The 18,831-nt window shown below is 57.6% G+C and carries 13 protein-coding genes and 3 pseudogenes; 3 read left to right on the top strand and 13 right to left on the bottom strand.

Features of this window, described 5'->3' with window-relative positions; all coding sequences use genetic code 11:
* On the top strand, positions 1 to 243 hold a 243-nt coding region (locus ABRP88_RS10750; protein WP_349837192.1), incomplete at its 5' end, for a hypothetical protein.
* Here the strand turns inward: ABRP88_RS10750 and ABRP88_RS10755 are convergent.
* A pseudogene (locus ABRP88_RS10755) lies at positions 240 to 438 on the bottom strand (hypothetical protein). The gene ABRP88_RS10750 and the pseudogene ABRP88_RS10755 sit on opposite strands and share 4 nt — an antisense overlap.
* A gap of 380 nt (positions 439 to 818) precedes the next feature.
* Here ABRP88_RS10755 and ABRP88_RS11465 point away from each other — a divergent pair.
* Positions 819 to 1,142, top strand: a pseudogene (locus ABRP88_RS11465) (transposase); the annotation flags it as partial.
* 405 nt (positions 1,143 to 1,547) lie between these two features.
* On the opposite strand, the gene ABRP88_RS10765 reads toward ABRP88_RS11465, so the two are convergent.
* From ABRP88_RS10765 to ABRP88_RS11480, 9 genes are all read right to left on the bottom strand, one after another.
* Positions 1,548 to 3,104: an acyl-CoA carboxylase subunit beta gene (locus ABRP88_RS10765; RefSeq protein ID WP_349837193.1), complete on the bottom strand. Its 1,557-nt coding sequence runs from the start codon at positions 3,102 to 3,104 to the stop codon at positions 1,548 to 1,550.
* Positions 3,079 to 7,839, bottom strand: coding sequence for a beta-ketoacyl synthase N-terminal-like domain-containing protein (locus ABRP88_RS10770; RefSeq protein ID WP_349837194.1), 4,761 nt, complete (start codon positions 7,837 to 7,839; stop codon positions 3,079 to 3,081). Before ABRP88_RS10770 ends, ABRP88_RS10765 begins: the two co-directional genes overlap by 26 nt.
* Before the next feature lie 90 nt (positions 7,840 to 7,929).
* A complete protein-coding gene (locus tag ABRP88_RS10775; protein ID WP_349837195.1) occupies positions 7,930 to 9,675 on the bottom strand; it encodes a FadD32-like long-chain-fatty-acid--AMP ligase in 1,746 nt (581 codons plus the stop codon).
* Positions 9,676 to 9,734: 59 nt separating this feature from the next.
* Positions 9,735 to 10,655, bottom strand: a complete 921-nt coding sequence (locus ABRP88_RS10780; protein ID WP_349837196.1) for a cutinase family protein — start codon at positions 10,653 to 10,655, stop codon at positions 9,735 to 9,737.
* A gap of 33 nt (positions 10,656 to 10,688) precedes the next feature.
* Positions 10,689 to 11,204 (bottom strand): hypothetical protein, encoded by a 516-nt coding sequence (locus tag ABRP88_RS10785; RefSeq protein WP_349837197.1) that lies wholly within the window; start codon positions 11,202 to 11,204, stop codon positions 10,689 to 10,691.
* Between the two features lie 2 nt (positions 11,205 to 11,206).
* Complete coding sequence (locus tag ABRP88_RS10790) at positions 11,207 to 13,156, bottom strand: alpha/beta hydrolase-fold protein (protein ID WP_349837198.1); 1,950 nt, start codon at positions 13,154 to 13,156, stop codon at positions 11,207 to 11,209.
* Between the two features lie 293 nt (positions 13,157 to 13,449).
* The gene (locus ABRP88_RS11470; protein ID WP_502879894.1) at positions 13,450 to 13,812 is read right to left on the bottom strand and encodes an integrase core domain-containing protein; all 363 of its coding nucleotides are present in this window, start codon (positions 13,810 to 13,812) and stop codon (positions 13,450 to 13,452) included.
* Positions 13,712 to 14,158, bottom strand: coding sequence for an IS3 family transposase (locus tag ABRP88_RS11475; RefSeq protein ID WP_502879895.1), 447 nt, complete (start codon positions 14,156 to 14,158; stop codon positions 13,712 to 13,714). Before ABRP88_RS11475 ends, ABRP88_RS11470 begins: the two co-directional genes overlap by 101 nt.
* Positions 14,159 to 14,415: 257 nt before the next feature.
* On the bottom strand, positions 14,416 to 14,529 hold the full coding sequence (locus ABRP88_RS11480; RefSeq protein ID WP_410762447.1) for a hypothetical protein: 114 nt from the start codon (positions 14,527 to 14,529) through the stop codon (positions 14,416 to 14,418).
* A gap of 282 nt (positions 14,530 to 14,811) precedes the next feature.
* On the opposite strand from ABRP88_RS11480, the gene ABRP88_RS10800 reads away from it, so the two are divergent.
* On the top strand, positions 14,812 to 15,636 hold the full coding sequence (locus ABRP88_RS10800; RefSeq protein ID WP_349837199.1) for a GDSL-type esterase/lipase family protein: 825 nt from the start codon (positions 14,812 to 14,814) through the stop codon (positions 15,634 to 15,636).
* Positions 15,637 to 15,769: 133 nt separating this feature from the next.
* Here the strand turns inward: ABRP88_RS10800 and ABRP88_RS10805 are convergent.
* From ABRP88_RS10805 to ABRP88_RS10815, 3 genes and pseudogenes are all read right to left on the bottom strand, one after another.
* Positions 15,770 to 16,006, bottom strand: a pseudogene (locus tag ABRP88_RS10805) (IS3 family transposase); the annotation flags it as partial.
* A gap of 246 nt (positions 16,007 to 16,252) precedes the next feature.
* Positions 16,253 to 17,287: an alpha/beta hydrolase gene (locus ABRP88_RS10810; RefSeq protein WP_349837200.1), complete on the bottom strand. Its 1,035-nt coding sequence runs from the start codon at positions 17,285 to 17,287 to the stop codon at positions 16,253 to 16,255.
* A 138-nt stretch (positions 17,288 to 17,425) separates the two neighbouring features.
* Complete coding sequence (locus ABRP88_RS10815; RefSeq protein ID WP_349837201.1) at positions 17,426 to 18,781, bottom strand: arabinofuranosyltransferase AftB family protein; 1,356 nt, start codon at positions 18,779 to 18,781, stop codon at positions 17,426 to 17,428.
* Positions 18,782 to 18,831: the final 50 nt, after the last annotated feature.

An 18,831-nucleotide genomic window follows, 5' to 3' on the forward strand; every position in this document is an offset into this window, starting at 1 on the left:
CCCGGTTATTCTTCAATGCCAATGCAGATGAACTCGACAGAGAAACAATCCCGGTATTTATCGATGAACCGGATCATAACCGAGGCTTGGGGCCTGGTTCCGACGCGAAAAAAGCTGACGCAGCCTTCAGCAACTCATTGGTATCTCGAAGCTGGTGATTTTCACGGCGTAGCCTGGCATTTTCGGCGGCCAAGTCATCGGGCACTGGTTCTGGGATGTTTCCTGCACGGCGAGCAGGCTTAAGTCCATTGACGAGCTGTGTGCCATGAAACCCCCAACTTTGCAGCTACTGCCTGGCACGCGGGGTGCATCGACATGTTTTCCGCCAAGATGCGGTCTTCCACGAGACGGACCACACGGTTCTTTGCATCTTGGTCAAATTTTCTTGGCATGTTCCAGACTTTCCCATCTACTCAAACGGAACAAAACCTGGGACACTTCAACCCGACCGGGTCAAGTATCAGGTGGCAACCAAACAGGAGTCATCTCCGAGGGCAGGAGAGCACGCGAATCCACGCCAAACAACGCAGAAATACAGGATGACAAAACGTTACGTCAGGATGACGACATGGGGTTAGCGTCCTGCAGACGATTTTACTCGCCGGTTATTCCTGATGCCTGTTTTTGATGCGATTGACCAGTACTGCTCCAACTATGGTGAGCAGTATGAGGATGAGAAACCCTAGGATCGACTTGTTTGCGATGCCGACATAACTTGAAATTGCCAGACCAAATAGTGCAACGACAATCGCATTAGGAGATATTTTATGCCTGTTCATTAGTTCCCTTTCACACTTGAAAGTTAAGTGGGCCTGACCCCGACAGAACGGCTGAATCGGGAAATCCGGCGGCGTACCGACGTTGTAGGGTTCTTCCCTAACCGCAGGTCTGTGATCCGCCTGGTCGGCTCTGTGCTAGCCGAACAACATGATGATTGGATCCAGCAAAAGCGGTACATGTCGCTAGCGAACTTGGAACAAACCCGAAACCTCATAGCCGCCAACACCTTCAATGCTAGCAACACAAAGGCCCCGACGAAGCAGCCTAATGAACCGACATCAACTCCCGAGCCGGACCCCAACACTGCCCTTGGCGCTGTCCTCGATTCAGAAAGAACAAATACACCACTTCTACGGACTTGACCATCCCCGTCATAGACAGGGCATCGAGGATGATTTTACTCATCCTTTCATCGTGATCCGAACCGGCTAGCACAGCAGGAAGTTGTGTACGGTATTTCCCGGTCAAAGACCGGTGATCCCGTAAAAGAGTGGAAAAGGACTAGTACCACCAGCCCAGACTCTCTAACGAGACAACCTTAACCACGCATCCTGCCGTCTAGCCTCGGAACCTTAAATCTGTGCGAAATATTCTCAGCTTAGAACGGCAGGTTGAATGGCAGACCAGCCAAGAACTGGTTGTACGCCAAGAAGGCGTGGCCGATGATTTCACCAATCAGGTCGATTGCGCTGGACAAAGCAAACAAGGTTTTCTCCTTCAACTGTCACGAAACTCTTATTTAGGTATCGCGACAACATAGCGCCGCGTTACATCGGCGCAATATTGTGTTTTTTGGGCAGGTCATGGGCCGACTTCGTGGCCAATTGCCGCAGCGCCTGGCGCAGGGCAATGCGCGATTGATTTGGCTGAATCATGGCATCGAGGTAGCCGCGTTCCGCTGCCACGTAGGGTGCTGTCATGGTCTCATCGTAGAAGTCCATGAACATCTTCTTGGTCATCTCGCGCTGCTCTGGGGTCTCGGCGGCCTCAAGCTGCTTTCCCGCAATCATGACCACGGCGGCGGCAGCACCCATGACAGCGATCTGCGCGGTAGGCCACGCCAAGTTAATATCGCCGCTCAAGTTCTTCGACCCCATGACGGCATAGGCGCCGCCGTAGGCCTTGCGCACGATGAGCGAGACCTTCGGCACGGTGGCTTCCACGACGGCGAAGGCAAACTTCGCACCGCGGTGAATCAGGCCCACCTTCTCCTGTTCCACACCCGGCAGGTAGCCCGGCGTATCGACTACGAAGACGAGCGGAACATTGTAGGCATCGCAGATGCGGATAAAGCGCGCGCCCTTATCGGCGGCATCGGCATCAATGCACCCGGCCAAGTGCATGGGGTTATTGGCCACAAAACCCACCGTCTTGCCGTCGATGCGGCCAAAGGCGGTGATCATATTCGGCGCGAAGTTTTCCTGGATTTCGATGATCTCATCGTCATCGCCAAGCTGGGTGAGAAGGTCCATCATGTCGTAACCGGCATTGGTGTCATCCGGCATGAAGGAATTCAGGTCCTCATCCTCGGTGATTTCGGCATCAGACGGCGCGGGGAAAGTCGGCGATTCATCAAAGCAGGTCAGCGGCAGGTGATCCAAAATATCGCGCACCATGTCAAAGGCGTCTTCCTCAGAATCCACCACGGCGGAAACGTTGCCGTTCAGCTCCTGCTGGCGGGCGCCGCCGAGCTCAGCGGAGGTGACGTCTTCACCGGTAACCTCACGGATGACGTTGGGGCCGGTGACATACATTTCCGCTTCCTCATCCACCGCGATGACAAAGTCAGTGGTCACCGGAGCGTAGACCGCGCCGCCGGCGGATTTACCCATCATGATGGAAATCTGCGGGCTGCGGCCAGATAGCGGCAGCTGGCGGCGGGCGATTTCGGAGTACATGGCTAGCGAAGTCACCGCGTCTTGGATACGTGCACCACCGGAATCCTGGATACCGATGACCGGGCAGCCAATCTTGATGGCCATATCCATGATCTCGGTGACTTTCTTACCAAAGGTGACACCCACGGAACCGCCGTAGACCGTCTTGTCGTGAGCATAGATGCATATGGGCCGACCGGATACGCGGCCATAGCCTGTGACCACGCCATCGGAATAGATGGCTTCCGGGTCACCCGGGGTCTTGCCCAAGGAGCCCGTTTCCACAAAGGAACCTTCATCCAAGAGCTCGTTGATGCGCTGGCGAGGAGTGGTACGGCCTGCCTCGTCGCGGCGTGTGCGGGAACGCTCACTGCCTGGATCTTGCGCCTCATCTAGGCGCTTGCGCAGGTCAGCGAGTTTCTCAGCGGTTGTTTGCTTGGCCGCCACGTATCTTCTCCTCGATCCAATCGTTCATATGCTTGCCCACGGTGCCAATGGCTGGCTCGTCCGGCACTGCCAAGTGATCACCGGGCAGCTGCACAATTTCTAGATCCTTAACGATAACGCCCCAGCCGCCATCCGGATCAATCTCAGCGTAGCGCGGCTCTAGCTCGATCGCACCGTCATGCATCCGCTCTGAGCGGAAGAGCACCACAGGAACGCTGACATCGGCCCAGCGGTGGAAATCGATCTTGGCCAAAATCTGGTTATCCACAAAGGACGCGCGCTGGTGCTCCAAGACGCCGGCGGAAAGGCCGTGTTCGGAGGCATCCGTCGTGGCCAAGAATTCCGCCAGCATGGTCATCAGAGCGTCCTCACCCATGGTGTCCAGCATCTCGTAAGGCGGCTCGAAGTCCAAGCCATAGGTCTTCTTAGCAAAGGCGGCGTAGCGCTCCCACCGGGCGCGGGTTTCCTCCGGCGTATCCGGTGCCGGGTGGGACGGCTGCGTGGTATCGAGCAAGGAAATGAAGGCGACCTCTGCGCTCTCCTCCCCACGCTTGCTGCGCTCTGCCAGCTGGTAGGCCACCTCGTAGGCCAAAGCGCCGCCAAAGGACCAACCGCCGAGGACGACCTTGCGGCCGCGCGCATAGCGAACGATGTCCTCGATATAAGCGGCGGCTCGCTCTTCTAAGGAGCCCTCAATCCTTTCCACGCCGTAGACGGCGACATCCGCTGGCAGCCTGCGGGTCAGCGGTTGGTAGACCACCGTGGTTCCACCGGCCGGATGGAACATGAACACGGCGGGCCCATCGGCCTCGCGCAAGACGCGGATATTGCCTTCCACCTCGGTCTCGAGGCCCTCGCGGACCAGGTCAGACAATGTTTCCAGTGCTTCGGCGTCGAGGACCTGCTGCGCGGTGACATCGATGTGGGCGCGCTCGCGCAAACGCTCGGCAATCTGTGCTGCCACTTCCTCGGAGATTTCCGGAAGCGGCGAGGTCACGCCCGCCGGGGCCTTACCGGTAATGCTTGCCCACGTGCCAAAGACCATGCGTTCAGAGGCATCGCGCGGGGCAATGCCCACGCCCTGCTCCGAGTCTTGGGTGGTCTCGTCTGCTGCGGCCGCAGATTCTGTAGCCGCCGGTGCAGCGTCGGCGCTAGTATCACCGTTATCTATACGGCCGCCAGCAACGGCTTCCTCGACCATGGTGATGACGTCTGCCAAGGAGGCATCGCGAAGCGCCTGTACCTGCAAGGGTGGAATCTGGAAGTCATTTTCCACGCGGTTTTTAATGCGCATGCCCATCAAGGAATCGAGGCCCAGGTCAATCAGCGGCAGCTCGCGCGGGAGATCCGAGACGTCATAGCCCATGGATTCGGACACGATAAGCGCCAAGCGGTCCTCGACGGTCTCTTGCCGTGGATCCCAGCGCACGGCATCCACATCCTCCTCCTCGGCAGCCGTCTCCGTGCCGGCGTTGCCCTCTGGCACCGCCGCCACCCCAGGGATCGCGCCCGCGCCCAAATCCAGGCCGGAGGCAAAACCTTCCGCCAAGAGCTCAGTGCGCGTGTCCTGCACGCTATAGACGGCAATGGACATTCCACCAATGGACGTGGTGACGACGGTAGTAATTTCCCCGTGCGGCGGGAGATCGCGGTGCTCCTCCGCGGCCACGATGTGTGCCCCAGGCTGCACCGCTTCTGCGGCGGCCTCCACGATGGCCAGCGCGGACGGGGCTTGGTCGGCGTTGGTGGAAAAGGCCACCTTGCCCTCCGGCAAGTTCACGCGGTTACCGGGCAGGCCGGAGACCCCGCCCGAAGGCCGCGCATTGGTCCAAAAACGCTGGCGGTTGAACTGCGTATACGGCGCTTCTGCCTGCGCGCCCGAGCCCACTACGGTGGCGAAATTCACCGGGGTTCCCGTCACGTAGAGCTTGCTCAACAAATCCAACAAAGACTCGGTAGGGTCCACCTTGCGCTTTAAGCTATACAGCAATTGCGCATCGGCCTTGCCCACGGCAAACGCCGTAGACATAAGCCCCATGAGCGCCACCGGGTTCGGCGAAATCTCTACCAGCTGGGTGTGCCCTGCGGCAAAGGCTTGTTCCGTAGCGTCCTGCAGGTACACCGGGTAGCGGGTCATGCGCAGCCAGTAATCCTCATCGTGGACGGTGGTACCGGGGCGATAGACCTCGCCCTTTTCCACGGAGGAAAAGAGCGTCGTATGCAGCGGGCGGGCCTCCATGCCGGCGATGGCTGCTTCGAGCTCGCCCAAAATCGGGTCGACGGCAGAGGTATGCCCCGCGGCCTTCACGTTGAGGGCGCGGGCGAATTTCCCTTCATCGTCGAGTTTTTCCACCAACTCCAGTACCGCCTGGCGCGGACCACCCACGGTGGTCATGCCGGGGCCGGTATAGACGGCTGGCTCGATGGATGCATCGAGGGCGGCAATGTCTTCGGCGGATAGCTCGACGACGGCCATGGCTCCTTGCTCGGCATCGCTTAGCGATGCCTCTCCCTCGCCCATCAAGCGCGCGCGGTGGCAGGCAATAATCATCGCATCCCGCGCGGAAATGCCACCTGCGGCATAGGCCGCGGCGATTTCCCCCATGGACATGCCCATAACGCCCGCCGGGCGCACGCCGAAGGAGGCCAATAGATCCGTAAGCGCGATCTGGATGGCGGTGATGGCAACCTGCGCCGTTTCCGTGTCATAGGTTTGGGAATCGTCTTCAACGATGTCCAGGATGGACCAGCCTGACTCGAAATCCACGATGGCATCGAGTTCTTTCAGCCGCGTGCTAAACAGCGGTGAGAGGGCGATCATGTCCTTCGCCATCTTGCGGTGTTGGGAACCGAAGCCTGAATATACGAAGACCGGCCCCTGCACCTGCGGGGAATCCGCGGCCGCAATGCCAACAGACACCTTGCCCTCAGCCACCTGGCGTAGGCGCTTAATGGCCTCTTCAGTCGAGCTAGCCATGACGACGGCGCGCGAGCGCGAGTGGTTGCGGCGCGCGACCGTGCGCGCTACATCTGCCAAGTCTGGCTGCTCTGCCTCTAAGAAATCCGCGAGCAGGCCCGCCGCACGCGCGCGGCGAGACGGCAAGAGGCCAGAGACCGGCAACGCCACCGTTTCGGTGGACAACTGCGGATCATTGGTGCGCGGGGTGCCCTGGTAATCCGTCAAGACGACGTGGGCATTCGTGCCGCCGAAGCCAAAGCCCGATACGCCGGCCACCTTTTTCCCGGAGTATTCCGGCCACTCGCGCGGGTCTTCAACGACCTCGAGGCGCTCGCCCACGAAATCGATATAGCGATTGGGGCCGGAGTAATTGATATTCGCCGGGATAATATCGTGCCGCATGGCCTCGATGACCTTGATGAGGCCCACGACACCCGCGGCAGATTCAGAGTGGCCGATATTGGTCTTGGCAGAGCCCAAGAGGACGGGCGATTCCATCCCACGCCCAGTACTCAGCACGCGACCGAGCGCGCTGGCTTCGATGGGATCTCCCAAGATGGTGCCCGTTCCGTGGGCCTCCACATAATCCACATCCTCGGGTGCTACGCCCGCGTCCGCGTAGGCACGGCGCAGCACGTCTTCTTGCGCTTCTGGATTAGGTGCGGTCAGGCCATTCGAGTGGCCATCGGAATTGACGGCAGAGCCCTTGAGGACGGCTAGGATTTCATCGCCATCGGCCTCCGCGTCCTCCAGGCGCTTGAGCACCAGCACACCGGCGGCGTCGGCACGCACGATGCCATCGGCGTCATCAGAAAAAGCATGAATGGCGCTGGTAGGAGAAGTAACGCCCAATTCCGAAAAGGCGGTGGAGGCGTGCGGGGCAGCCAAGATATTCACGCCACCCGCCAGCGCTACATCGGCAGCACCGGTGCGCAGATCCTTGATTGCATAATCGACCGCAACCAAGGAAGACGAGCAGGCCGTATCCACATTGATGGACGGGCCGCGGAAATCCAGGGCATAAGAAATGCGGTTGGCAACGATTGCCGAGGAACTACCCGTGAGCGCATAAGGATGCATCTCCGTGGGATCGGCGGTAATCAGCATGCCGTAATCATTATTGGTCGAGCCCATGTACACGCCCGTGTGCGTGCCGCGCAACTCATTGGCGGGAAGGCCCGCGTTCTCCAACGCGTGCCATACCAACTCGAGCAGGATGCGCTGCTGCGGATCCATATTCGCGGCCTCTAGCGGCGATAGGCCGAAGAACTCCGCATCAAAGGAGGCAACATCATCGATATAACCGCCATCGGTATTGTGCTGCGCGATCTTCTCACTCAATACGGGATCGGCGCTGTACTCAGACCACCGCCCCACCGGCAGCGGCCCCGTGCCCGCGCGCGATTCAGCGAGCATGGTCCAAAATTCCGGCACATCTTTAGCGCCTGGGAAACGTCCGGACAAGCCGATCACTGCAATATCAGAACCCTGCGCGGCGCGAGCTGTGCGCTGCACGCGCGGTGCATCGTCGTGCCGCACTGCGGGCTCATTAAGCAAGCGATTAGCTAGAAGCTCAATCGTGGGGTACTCATACGCCACCGTCGCATCGAGCCGCGTGCCTAAAAGATTTTCTAATTCGCCCGACAGCACTACGGCGTCCCGAGAAGAAAGACCATAGTTTTCCAGTGGGGTGGAATCTAAAATCTCTGTGGCCGCTACGCCCGTGGCCTGGGATACCCAGTCACGCAGCCATGCACGAAGTTGCTCGATGGTCATAAACCGTCTTTCCTAGTGGGGTTAATAGAACGACAAATACCTATATCGCTCTATTTTGTCACTTTGTTAACTTAACGTCCGAATCCGGCTTTAGGCTTGGTAGTCCTTTTTCGCCACGCGGCGGGCAATCTTATGCGAGGAGGTGCGCTTAATTTCCCCTGGCGCCTTCCACACGATATCGCACGGGGTAATGCCGTGATTCTTTGTCACGGCCGTGCGAATTGCGTCGCTGGCGGCGGCGTCGCCGGACGGATCCGCGTCATCGGCGCGCTCCACCAAGAGCACCAAGGATTCTGAGTTTTCGCCCTCTACGGCAAACGCAGCGATGGAATCTGGGCGCACGTGCGCGGATGCGTCCTGCACGGTGCCTTCAATATCCTGCGGGTAGTGATTGCGCCCGGCGATGACAATGAGATCCTTAAGCCGTCCGGTGATATACAGCTCACCTTCGATGATGGTAGCGAGATCGCCAGTGGCCATCCACCAGTCATCCTCTGGCAGGCCATCCTGGATGCGCTCACCCAGGGTATTGCGGAAGGTAGCCGCGGTTTCTTCTGGGCGGTTGAGATAGCCAGTTGCCATATTTTGTCCATGCACCCAGATTTCACCGATGGTGCCCTCTGGGACCTCGGCCTTGGTTTCAGGATCCACGATGGCAAGGTGCTGGAACGAAACGCCCTGGCCATTCGAGGCGAAGGCAACCGTTGCAGCTGACTTTTCCTCAATAACAGCGTGCCCGTCCGCCAATTTTTCGCGGTTGAAATGGGAAATGACGGGGCGCTTTTTATCCTGTGCGGTAGCGACGATGAGGGTTGCTTCCGCCAAACCATAGGAGGGACGCAGCACGGAACGCTCGACGCTGAAGGTATCTAGGAATTTCTGCACCGCTGGTTCCGTCACCGGTTCAGAACCAATGAGGATTCCATCAACGTTGGAGAAATCCGCGTCCTTGCCGTAGCGCGCGGCCAATTCCAAGGCGAAATTGGGCACGGCGGTATAGGTATTCTTCTCTTCACCCGGCTGGCGGCTGATGCGCTCAACCCACCGGTTGGGATGCTGGATGAAGTCGCGCGGGGTCATCATGTCCAATTCGATGCCCAGAATAGTGGTGAATAGCGCCAAGATGATGCCCATATCGTGGTGCATCGGCAGCCACGACACCACGCGCGGCGGGAACTGCAGGTTCACAGCCCGGAAGATCTGCAGCACATTCACCAAAATCGCGCGGTTGCTCAACTCCACGCCGGCAGGGGTGCGCGTGGAACCAGAGGTGTACTGCAAGAAGGCGGTGGAATCCACGCCCTCGCCAGCGACCGGCTTCCACGACGCCGCCAAGGAATCAGGCAGCGCATTGATGGAAATGACGCGCGGGCGCTCCCGCTCAGCGGAGAAATAGGTGCGCACCGCCGCGGCGGATACACGGTTGGTCAACACGATAGGGGGCTCGCAGTCAGCAAAGACCGCCTTGAGGTGGTCCGCGTGTCCCGGCTCATTCGGATCATAGAGCGGAATCGGGGTCATTCCCGCATACATCGCGCCTAAGAAACCAAAGAGGTATTCGGGGGAGTTGCCTGCCAGAATGGCCACGCGGGTGCCCGGTTCTGCAACTTGTTGCAGGCGCGCTGCCACCACTTTGATCCGGGTATTGATTTCCTGGCGGCTGAGCTCACGGGCGGTGTCTTCCTCACCGTAGAGCCACTGTCGCATTACTACCTGCGAGGTATCCGCGTCTGCCTGGTAGAGGGTCTCGGCCAAGCCTGCCAAGGTGAGTTCTGCGGGGAGGGCGATATTGCCCTCGGCGTCAAAAAACTTCCCCATGAGTTGCTGTAAATCCATCGATTCTCCTTTGGTAAATGCTTTTGTCTTAAAAATTATCGATGTTATAGCGCCTCATATTACACGGCATCAATGACACGGTGGGCCCAGTCCACAACCCACTGGTTCGCAGTAGTCCCCTCAATCACGCCGCCGTTATCGGCGTACTGCGCGTGTACTCCATTGGCCCCGATTAAATCCCTGGCGCGTTCCAAACCATTGCCCACGCCGGTGGGCGCATCACACACGGTGTCATTGGGAGCACAGATCTGGAAGGTCCTATCCGCAAGCTCTCCAAAGCCGTGCGGGCGCGCTCCGCGCATAGTGGCTCCAGGTACGATGGGCTGAACAAGGCCGGAGACGGGTTCCAAGGCAATCTCGGCGCCGATTCCACCCAGCTCGTGGCCCGGGTTTTGGCCCACGCCGTTTTCACGCCGGCCATCTGCAATCAACGCCACACCCGCGATATTTTCTGCGGGGATTACGCCTTCACCACCACCGATGTCATCAGCCACATCGCCGGCAATGACCGCGCCTTGGGAAAAACCGCTCAAAATGAACTTGGTCTGTGGGCAGCTATCGTGCATGCCGCGCAGCTCCTCATTCATCTTCGCGGTGCCCTCATCACGGGAATCGTCGTAGCTCATTTCCTCCTGCGCATTGATATTTTTAAATTGCGCAGTATAAGGAAGGGTCCACACCTTTACATCATCCCCGTAAGCCTCCTGCAACGGCTGCGTAATAGACAGCATGAACGAGCGCGGATTAGCAGAAGGATTGAGGGGAACATCGTCGGCGGCAGATTCCCAGGTACCTGGCGCGGAAATGAACTCCACGCTCGGACACCAATCCGGCTGGGATTCCTCCGGCGGCTGCCCGGATTCTGACCCCTCGGGGGAGCTAGGCCCCGCCGAGTTCGTTGTTGTGAGGTAGTGCGCGGCACCCGCGCCGATGACAACGAGAAGAGCGAGGACGGCAACGACGGTTATGATTTTTCGCATGAACTAGTTGTACCCGGAAAACCTCAAAGAAAGCTAGCAAAGAGCTGAACGTGCGTTGTCCTGGAGTAGTTTGGTGAGCTCCTCATAGTCCATGTCAGAGCGTTGCTGCTCAATCAGTTGCCCAGCTACCGCGGGAATAGTGATGTCATTGTCACCACAAGCGCCCAGGCCGGCACCGAGGAGCTGGTCTTCTACCCCATCGACCTTGACGCCCGCGTCCTTCAACGAATCCAAGTACGCAGCCTCTTCCTTGGGCAGCTGCGCGGAGGGAATCTCCGAGATCTCGCGCGCACCGCGGTCCTCTGGGGAATTCGAGGAACGAGACCCGTTCGTCGGCTCAGGGGATCCCTTGGATTCAGATGGCTTCCGAGAGGAAGAAGCGCTGCTTGACGCAGACTCGCTACTGCTCGTGGTCGATTTTTCGGAGGTCTTTTCGCGCGAAAGCGGCGCCACCGAGGTGTCATTGCCGGAGTCACTATCCACGGTGGCAGAGTCACACCCTGCCAAACCGAGGCACAAGACCGCTCCTACGAGGGCTAATTTACGCATGCTTACTTCTTTTCAGTCTGTACGCGGCCCATGACTTCACTGATCGTTCCGTGCTGGAACTCCTGTTTCAATCCACCAGCTGCGATTTCGGAGTAATCAGAGGTGGGCCAGCCAAACTCGCCTTGCTCCCAGCCTTTCTTACCCCATTCATCCATGATGGCGCCCTTCAAGATGTAGTGCGCGCCGGATTCTGGGGACCAGTAGATGGAGCCCTTTTCAAACTCCTGGAAGAAGCCGCCCTCGACCTTCTTCTCACCGTCCGTGGGGAAGCCCAATGGGGATTCGACACCGCCCATTTCCTTGTACTTTTTGCCAATGGCGCCAAAGGACACCTGGTTCTTACCATCCGGGTTCCGGGTCAGAATGCCACCTTGGAATTCCTGGACAAGGCCATCGCCCACCTTCTTTACCGGGCCAGTCGGGAACTTCAATTCGCCGCCTTCGAAGCCCTTCTCGCCCCACTTATCAATCATATCGCTGGTAACTTCCCAGGCACCGGTCTCTGGGCTCCAGTAAATGGAACCGTGTTCAAAACGCACGAGGCGCCCCTTGCCATCCAGCGCCTTAATTTCACCGGACTTAGGGAAGCCCAACCAGGAGGTGGGGCCACCGATTTCCGCATAGCGGGCGCCGATGCGGCCATACAGGGCGTGCGCACCATTGCCCGGGGACCAATACGCCGTACCGGTTTGGAAGTCTTGTGCCTTGCCCTTACCGGCAACGTCATATTCGTTATTCAGGCAGGAACCGATTATGCCTTCTTTGGTGGCCTTGGCAATATCGCCTTCAGTATTACAATCCGCACCGCGGTCAGCCTTGTCAAGTTTGAGGGCATCAGCAATGTACGGCCATGCATTTTGCATCTCGAATTGCCAGAAGGGCCAGCTGTGCACGCCGGAGGGACGGAATTGCACTACCGGTTCCACATTGGCGCGCTTCGCGTAGTCCACGAAGGTCTGGGTAGACATGCGGGAGATAACCTCCAGACCCATGCCGGCCAGGTTTGCCTGGCCCGTAGACACGGAGCCTTCTTCGCCATAATCATCCTTGCCGTTACCGGCAGAGACATAGACCTGCATGTCCTTGAGGTTTTCGATGCCCAACTTCGGATCGTGGTCGATCCAATCCTGCGAGCCCGGCTCGCCCCACATCTTGCGGGCATCGTAGCCGCCGGCATCGCGCTGCGCAGCCATGATGGCCTGCGGCATGCCGCGAGTAGTCGTATCGAGGTAGCCGGAGAACGAACCCACGAAATCAAACAGCTGCGGGTTACGCTCCGCCAAGTTGATCGCTGCGGTACCGCCCATGGACAGCCCAGTGACCGCGCGCTTCTGGTTGGAGCGGTACTCATGATCCAAAATTGGGACCAATTCCTTGGTGAGGAAAGTCTCCCACTTGTAGTGTTTCCCCGCATCTGGCTGCTGCCAGTCGGAGTAGAAGGAAGATTCGCCGCCTACTGGCATAATGAGGTTGACGTTGCGGTCCGCGTACTGGTTGAGGATATTGGTCTCAATGGTCCAGCCGGACTCGTCATCGCGGGCGCGCAGCCCATCAAGAGCCCATACCTCTGGGAACTTCTTCTCCGGCTGCGAATACCAGTCGCGCGCGAGCTGGATCTGCACCTTCTGCTCGTGATCCGGCATGGCTGCGGACTGGATATAAACCATCAGGTGACGGTTGGACAGGTACTCCACACGGTTGATCTTTACGCCATCCGGCAGGCCCTCCACCTGTGGATATTCGGTTTCCACTGGGGTACGGGCCGGCGGATCCTTGGGCGCAAAGTGATCGGACAGACTGCTGCCGTTGCCTGACTGAGAAGAGCTCATGTCACCGAGAGAGCTTTGGGCGGTGGCATTGGGCAGCAGGGCAAGTCCAACGGCAATGGCGGTCGGCATGGCTGCTACCGCGAGCCCCTTGCGGGCCTTGCCCGGGGAAGTGTTTTTGCGCATAGGTAAACGTCCTTGAAGATTTACCGCGGCCGCATTCCGAAGGTTCCCCTCCTCCGGACTGCTACCTGCGGCGTGAGCTGTCTATTGTGCGTTTAAGTTTAAGTTGAACTTGAGGCTTTGGGAAGGCTGACACGCCGTACAAAGTTATATCACCATTTATCTTGATAGTGGGGTTGCCCGCAAATCGTGGACACGTAGTCAAGCTACCTCGTGGTTAGGCAGCGATTTCTTTTCTGCTGGTGGTTAGGCTGGTGTGATTCTCGAAATCGACGGGGCTTACCATCCCGAGGGCTTCAGTGCCGGCGTCGACGGTTGTAGACGACTTCAATCCAGTAAGCCACAGCCTGACGCGCAGTATCGCGGGTTGGCCAGCGCTTCCGGTCGTAGAACTCGGTCTTAAGCGTCGACCAGAACGACTCAGCCATCGCATTATCGAAACACACCCCGGTGCGCCCTACCGACTGAGCAACACCTAGGTTGCGGCACACCTCCCAGAGCTGCTCACTGGTAAATTGCGTTCTGCGGTCAGCGTGAAACACCAGCCCGTCAGCAACGTCACCGCGGAAGCGTATGCGCCATCCGCAGGGCCCGTTGGACCAGGTATGTATCTTGCACGCTATCCATAGCCCATCCCAACACCCTGCGGGAATGACCATCGCCAACCACGCACAAATACAACCATCCTTCACCAGTGCGCAGATAAGAAATATCTGACATCCACACCCGGTTAAGCTCACCAGCATCAAACATGCGCCGGACCAGGTCAGGAAGAGCAGATTTACGCTTAGATTGAGTCGTTGTCACCGGCACAAAAGCACGCGGTGACATCCCTTCAATGCCCATCAGACGCATCCGCTTAGCCACAGTCTTGCGATTCACACTGATCTGGTAGCGCTCGGCGAGTTCTGCGGTAATCCGCGGGGCACCATAGACCTCATCGGAGTCTTTTTCAGATCTGATGAATCTTGCGATCAACATCATCATAAAAAGATGTCCGATCATCTTTACCGGATAAACGTTGCTACTGCATATGGGCCCATGTGTAGTATCCAGACCGAGACACCTTCAACAAGCGCGCCATGCGCTTGATACTGAAATTCGCCTTGCTCTGGCTGCATCAATTCGAACTTTTCTGATCGCGTTGCCTTAAAGCGAAGAAGGCTGTCGCTTGTGACAAAAACTCATTATCCATCTTGGCTTCTGCCAACTCACGACGCAGACGAGCATTCTCAACACGAAGATCCGCTTGGCTTAGCCCATCAGAAGAGCCTTAGGCGTTCACGCTCATTTTTCACCCACCGACCTAAAAGACCTGGTGCGACACCAATCTCCTTAGCCATATGAGCAATCGGGCGTTCTGACTCGATTACCAGGTTTGCGGCTTCACGTCGATACTCAGGTGTGTATTTTCTGGCGTTGTTGACTCACAATGAACATCCTCTCCTACGGACACACGATCCGCACTAATCAGGTGTCCACCAACCGAGGGCAACCTCAATAGAGCCTGTCCCCACATAAACACTCAAGCCTCACATCGACGCCCTCTCAGCACCCCAGCTCAATCAAAGACTGGACTCTCACCAAGAAACCAGTAGGATAACCACAGCATGCACAAAAGTGCGCCCCGTAAACATCCCCTACTCAAGGCGAATCGAATGAAAAACATCAAAACCAAAATCACCGCCGGACTCATCGCCCTCACCACAAGCCTCACCATGGCCCAAACCGCCAACGCAGACCAAGGCAAAGAAATGGTCACCTTCGGCGACTCCTTCACCGCCAACGGCGGCGCACCAGGCGAACGAGCAGCAACCTCCCCGCACAAACGCCCCTTCCACCCCTGCTTCAACGACAAACACAACTGGGCACACCAAACCGCCAACAACCTCGACCACAACCTCGCCGACTACTCCTGCAACGGAACCAGCGTCTGGATCAACCAATACGTCGACGACGCCATCGAACAAGGCAACATCGGCCACAACACCAAAGAAGTAGTATTCATGTACGGCGGCCTCCAACAAGGAACCTACTTCGACGCCCTAGCCAACGCCACCCTCCCCGACGTTCCCAAAGCCTCCACCTACCGCGGACTACTAAACTTCCAATTCAACAAAATCCGCAAAGCCGCACCCAACGCCCGCATCTCCATGGTCAACTACGTCCCAATGACCGTCAACGACACCCTCTGCGTAGTCAACCACGACCAACTACAACTGCCAATAACCATCCCAGGCGCCACCATCGCAGAAGACGAATTCAACCGCGAAATCGGACGCGCAGCACACGACCTCGGCGTCAACTACATCAATCTCCACGACCAAGCCAAAACCCACGACCCCTGCCAGCCAGACACCAACCACCGATGGGCCACACTCGTCCAAACCCCAACCGCCCCATCCGTCATGCCACTACACCCAACAGACGTAGGACACGACGGAATGACCCAAATCATCACCCGAGAACTCCAAAACCACTAACCACCAACCAAAGTACAAACCCGCTGCCCGAGAGCACCATGAACTAGTCTCCAAGAGTTGGGCTGCTGTAATTCAAGAAGGTTAGGGGTTCAAGGGCCTGATTCCGATATTGCATCGGGGTCAGGCCCTTGAGTCATTGGTGGTTGCGTTCGGTGTTGTACCGCTGTATGTAATCTTCGATTACCTGGGTGAACTCCTCGACGGTATTGAAGACTTCTCCGTGGTACATCTCGGTTCTCAGGTGACCGAAGAAGTTCTTCATTACTGCGTTGTCGTAGCAGTTGGCCTTACGCGACATCGACTGAACGCCGCCGTTCTCGTGGATCAAAGTGCGCCGGGTTGAATGCTGGTATTGGAAGCCTTCATCGGTAATTTTTAGGTAGGCAATTTCGGCCTGCAACTGGTCGCTTTCGCGACGCAGTTTGTCTTCTTCAGTAAGCGCCTTCGGCTTGGTACCTCGGCCCTGTTCAAAACGCTTGACTACATGCTCGCGCTGAGTCTCACTCAGCGAACTTCGTAGCCCCAATAAAAACTGCTCCCCACCAGTTGGTAGTGATTTCTCAGTCCAACTACTGGGGAGCGGTTCGGACGGCGCGGGCCAATTCGTTAATGAGCCTTACCAGGCATTCATAACGGTGAGAACGCGCGGTTTGGAAGCATTGAGCTGGTAGTCCCATTGGTACCAGTTATGCAAGCCCTGGGCCGGGTAGCTCACCGTTGGGTTCAGACCCTGCAACCGGGCGACACCTTCCCAAGCGCGGGTGGTCAGCTGAGAACCAACCTCCAGTGCGACACCCGGTGCTTGGAACTGCGGCGGAAGGGTTTCCCTATCCAATTGGCCTGGGATACCGGATGCAGCTGAAATATAAACATCGGTACCCCCCTCACGCAGTTGCGGAATCAGCAAGAGCGGGTCATTCTGGAAACGCTTTGGGTTAAATAGCGAACCGTACATGGCGTTGACATTGAATCCACCGGCATCCAACATGGCCAAACGAAGAGCAGTCTGAGCACCTGGAACCGTCATAGTCAAATAACCAGAAAAGGATAGTACCTGCTTAAACTGGTCAGTGTGCTTAGCAGCCAATGTCATGGCGGAACCGGCACCCATGGAGAGGCCAGCGATCGCATTGTTATTGCGGGCCACGCCAAAGTGCTGCTCGAGGTAGGCAGGAAGCTCCTGGGTAAGGAAGGTCTCCCACTTGTAGTTGACCGGATCTCTCGGATCATATTTGCCAGGTGCTTGCCAGTTGGCATAGAAAGAAGACTCGCCACCTGCCGGCATCACTAGAGTGATATTGCTGTCCGCGTAAGTCTGCGCGGCGTTAACCTCGCTGTGAGGGCTAACCCAGCCGCTGGTTGCGTAAGTAGCACGCAGGCCATCCAATAGGTAGAAACCAGCGTTACCGCCATTCTTTGCGGGCTGAATCTGGACGGGGATGTTACGGTCCATGGACGGAGACCAAACATCACAGCGCTGAACCCAAAACATAGCTGGGTCCCATTCACAGGTGCCGGTATTATCCGAACGCAGCCAATCACGATGTGCCGCGTGTGCCTGCTGCATGCCGCCGGCAACGACGGCGAGGCCAAGCGCTACGGCCACTGCCATGATGACCGATAGGACACGTCCTCTCAGAGATGCAGTCATCTTTCTCCTCCACAAAGTACTCAATAATTGTTCTTTGGCTTTATCGCTGGGAACCTGTGAATCGTTAACACCCCTCAGCGAAAGCCTCACTGAGAGGCAGTGTAGTGCACTCACAGGCTTTTTACCTCATTTCAACCATTAATAGAGGTAATCCCCCGGATTGGAGGAGAAGGTTAGGGTCCTGCCCTCTGTCAGGGAAAATTTAATATTTTCTAAGAATCGGCCCCATGTTAGCGGTTCCCTGTAGGAGGCAAAGAGCCTCTGGAAATCGGCATCATCAAGCGCAGTGCGTGCTCGCCACGCGGAATCTTTCTGCCCCAGCAATAAGGAGTCAATATCCACTGCAGAATCGGCAATCTGCCACGCCGCGCCAAGGCTTTTATCGTGGCCAATGCGCCCGCCTTCGATGCGGGGCTGGCGCGCTGCCAAGGGATTGCTGAGCCCAATTTCATCGAGCACGCGCACCTCAAGTGGCGCATTCATGGAGGTAAGACCGAGATTAGGAAAATACACAGTGGGAGGATCGGAGCGCTCCGGATCCGCGGGCACCGTCGTCCACGATGGCTGGCCCCCATCCTTGATATAGAGGAAGGTCATGGCATCGCCGGCCGCCAAATCCTGCACCGCTTTTTCGTAGTCATTCATCACGTCCATACCCACGAAATCCTCGGCACGGCGAGGCGGTTCCTGCCGGTTGGTGATAGCGGTCCAATAGTCCCGCTCATCCACAACACTAAGCTGGCCCGCGTAAGCAGCGCGGTCTACCGGGTGACCGTGCAAGACAATAACGAAAGCCCACACCGCACAGAATACGGCAGCCCACCAGGTTCGTAGGTTAACTACGAAGATGGGCAATAGCGCGGCGAAAAGCGGGAGTAGCAACATACGCCCGTGCATAAAATCGCCCCCGACATGCACAACGTAGACTGCATGCAATAGTGCGGCGCCCAGGAAGATATAAACCACAGTCTGCATCGATCGCAGCTCCGGCGGTCGAAAATCGGTTTTCCACAGCGCCGCCACTGCCAGCACAATAAGCGGGAGGTACAGCGCGTAGGGCGCCATAAAATCGCCCAAGTACGCAAACCCTTGGCCCCACGCTGAACCAGCCGCGGATTTGGCAACGGCGGTATGAGGCGTAAGCAGCCCGTAGTAGCCCATGCGGAATACTTGATAACCCAGCGGCAGGGGCAAGGCGGCAGCGATAACCTTCCACGAACGCGTGCTCACTATGAGTACAACGCCCACCAGGCCGCCATACAGCGCAAGCTCAGGGCGAATGAGCCATGAGAGCCCCGCCCAGAATGCCAGCCCATACACAATAGGTTTGGGCGGCAACTCCTGCCGCGGTCGCGCCCATTTAATCAGCATCCACCACAAGACGGCCAAGTAGAAAAGGCACAGGCTCCATTCCAAGCCGGAGGTAAAAAAGTCCCGTGCCGGCGGCAGGGCCAGATACACCAAGGCGGCGGATTCTAGTGGTCGTGGAAACACGATTTTAGATTTCGGTGGCATAGCTTAGCAGTTCGGCCATTTTTTCGGCT

The sequence above is a fragment of the Corynebacterium sp. KPL2734 genome (assembly GCF_040225595.1).
Taxonomy (GTDB): domain Bacteria; phylum Actinomycetota; class Actinomycetes; order Mycobacteriales; family Mycobacteriaceae; genus Corynebacterium; species Corynebacterium rhinophilum.

Excerpts from the sequence above, each read along its gene's own strand:
- ABRP88_RS10785 (WP_349837197.1), bottom strand. The coding sequence starts at position 11,204 with ATGCGTAAATTAGCCCTCGTAGGAGCGGTCTTGTGCCTCGGTTTGGCA.
- ABRP88_RS10775 (WP_349837195.1), bottom strand. The coding sequence starts at position 9,675 with ATGGATTTACAGCAACTCATGGGGAAGTTTTTTGACGCCGAGGGCAAT.
- ABRP88_RS10780 (WP_349837196.1), bottom strand. The coding sequence starts at position 10,655 with ATGCGAAAAATCATAACCGTCGTTGCCGTCCTCGCTCTTCTCGTTGTC.
- ABRP88_RS10790 (WP_349837198.1), bottom strand. The coding sequence starts at position 13,156 with ATGCGCAAAAACACTTCCCCGGGCAAGGCCCGCAAGGGGCTCGCGGTA.
- ABRP88_RS10810 (WP_349837200.1), bottom strand. The coding sequence starts at position 17,287 with ATGACTGCATCTCTGAGAGGACGTGTCCTATCGGTCATCATGGCAGTG.
- ABRP88_RS11470 (WP_502879894.1), bottom strand. The coding sequence starts at position 13,812 with ATGGTCATTCCCGCAGGGTGTTGGGATGGGCTATGGATAGCGTGCAAG.
- ABRP88_RS10770 (WP_349837194.1), bottom strand. The coding sequence starts at position 7,839 with ATGACCATCGAGCAACTTCGTGCATGGCTGCGTGACTGGGTATCCCAG.
- ABRP88_RS10800 (WP_349837199.1), top strand. The coding sequence starts at position 14,812 with ATGAAAAACATCAAAACCAAAATCACCGCCGGACTCATCGCCCTCACC.
- ABRP88_RS11475 (WP_502879895.1), bottom strand. The coding sequence starts at position 14,158 with ATGATCGGACATCTTTTTATGATGATGTTGATCGCAAGATTCATCAGA.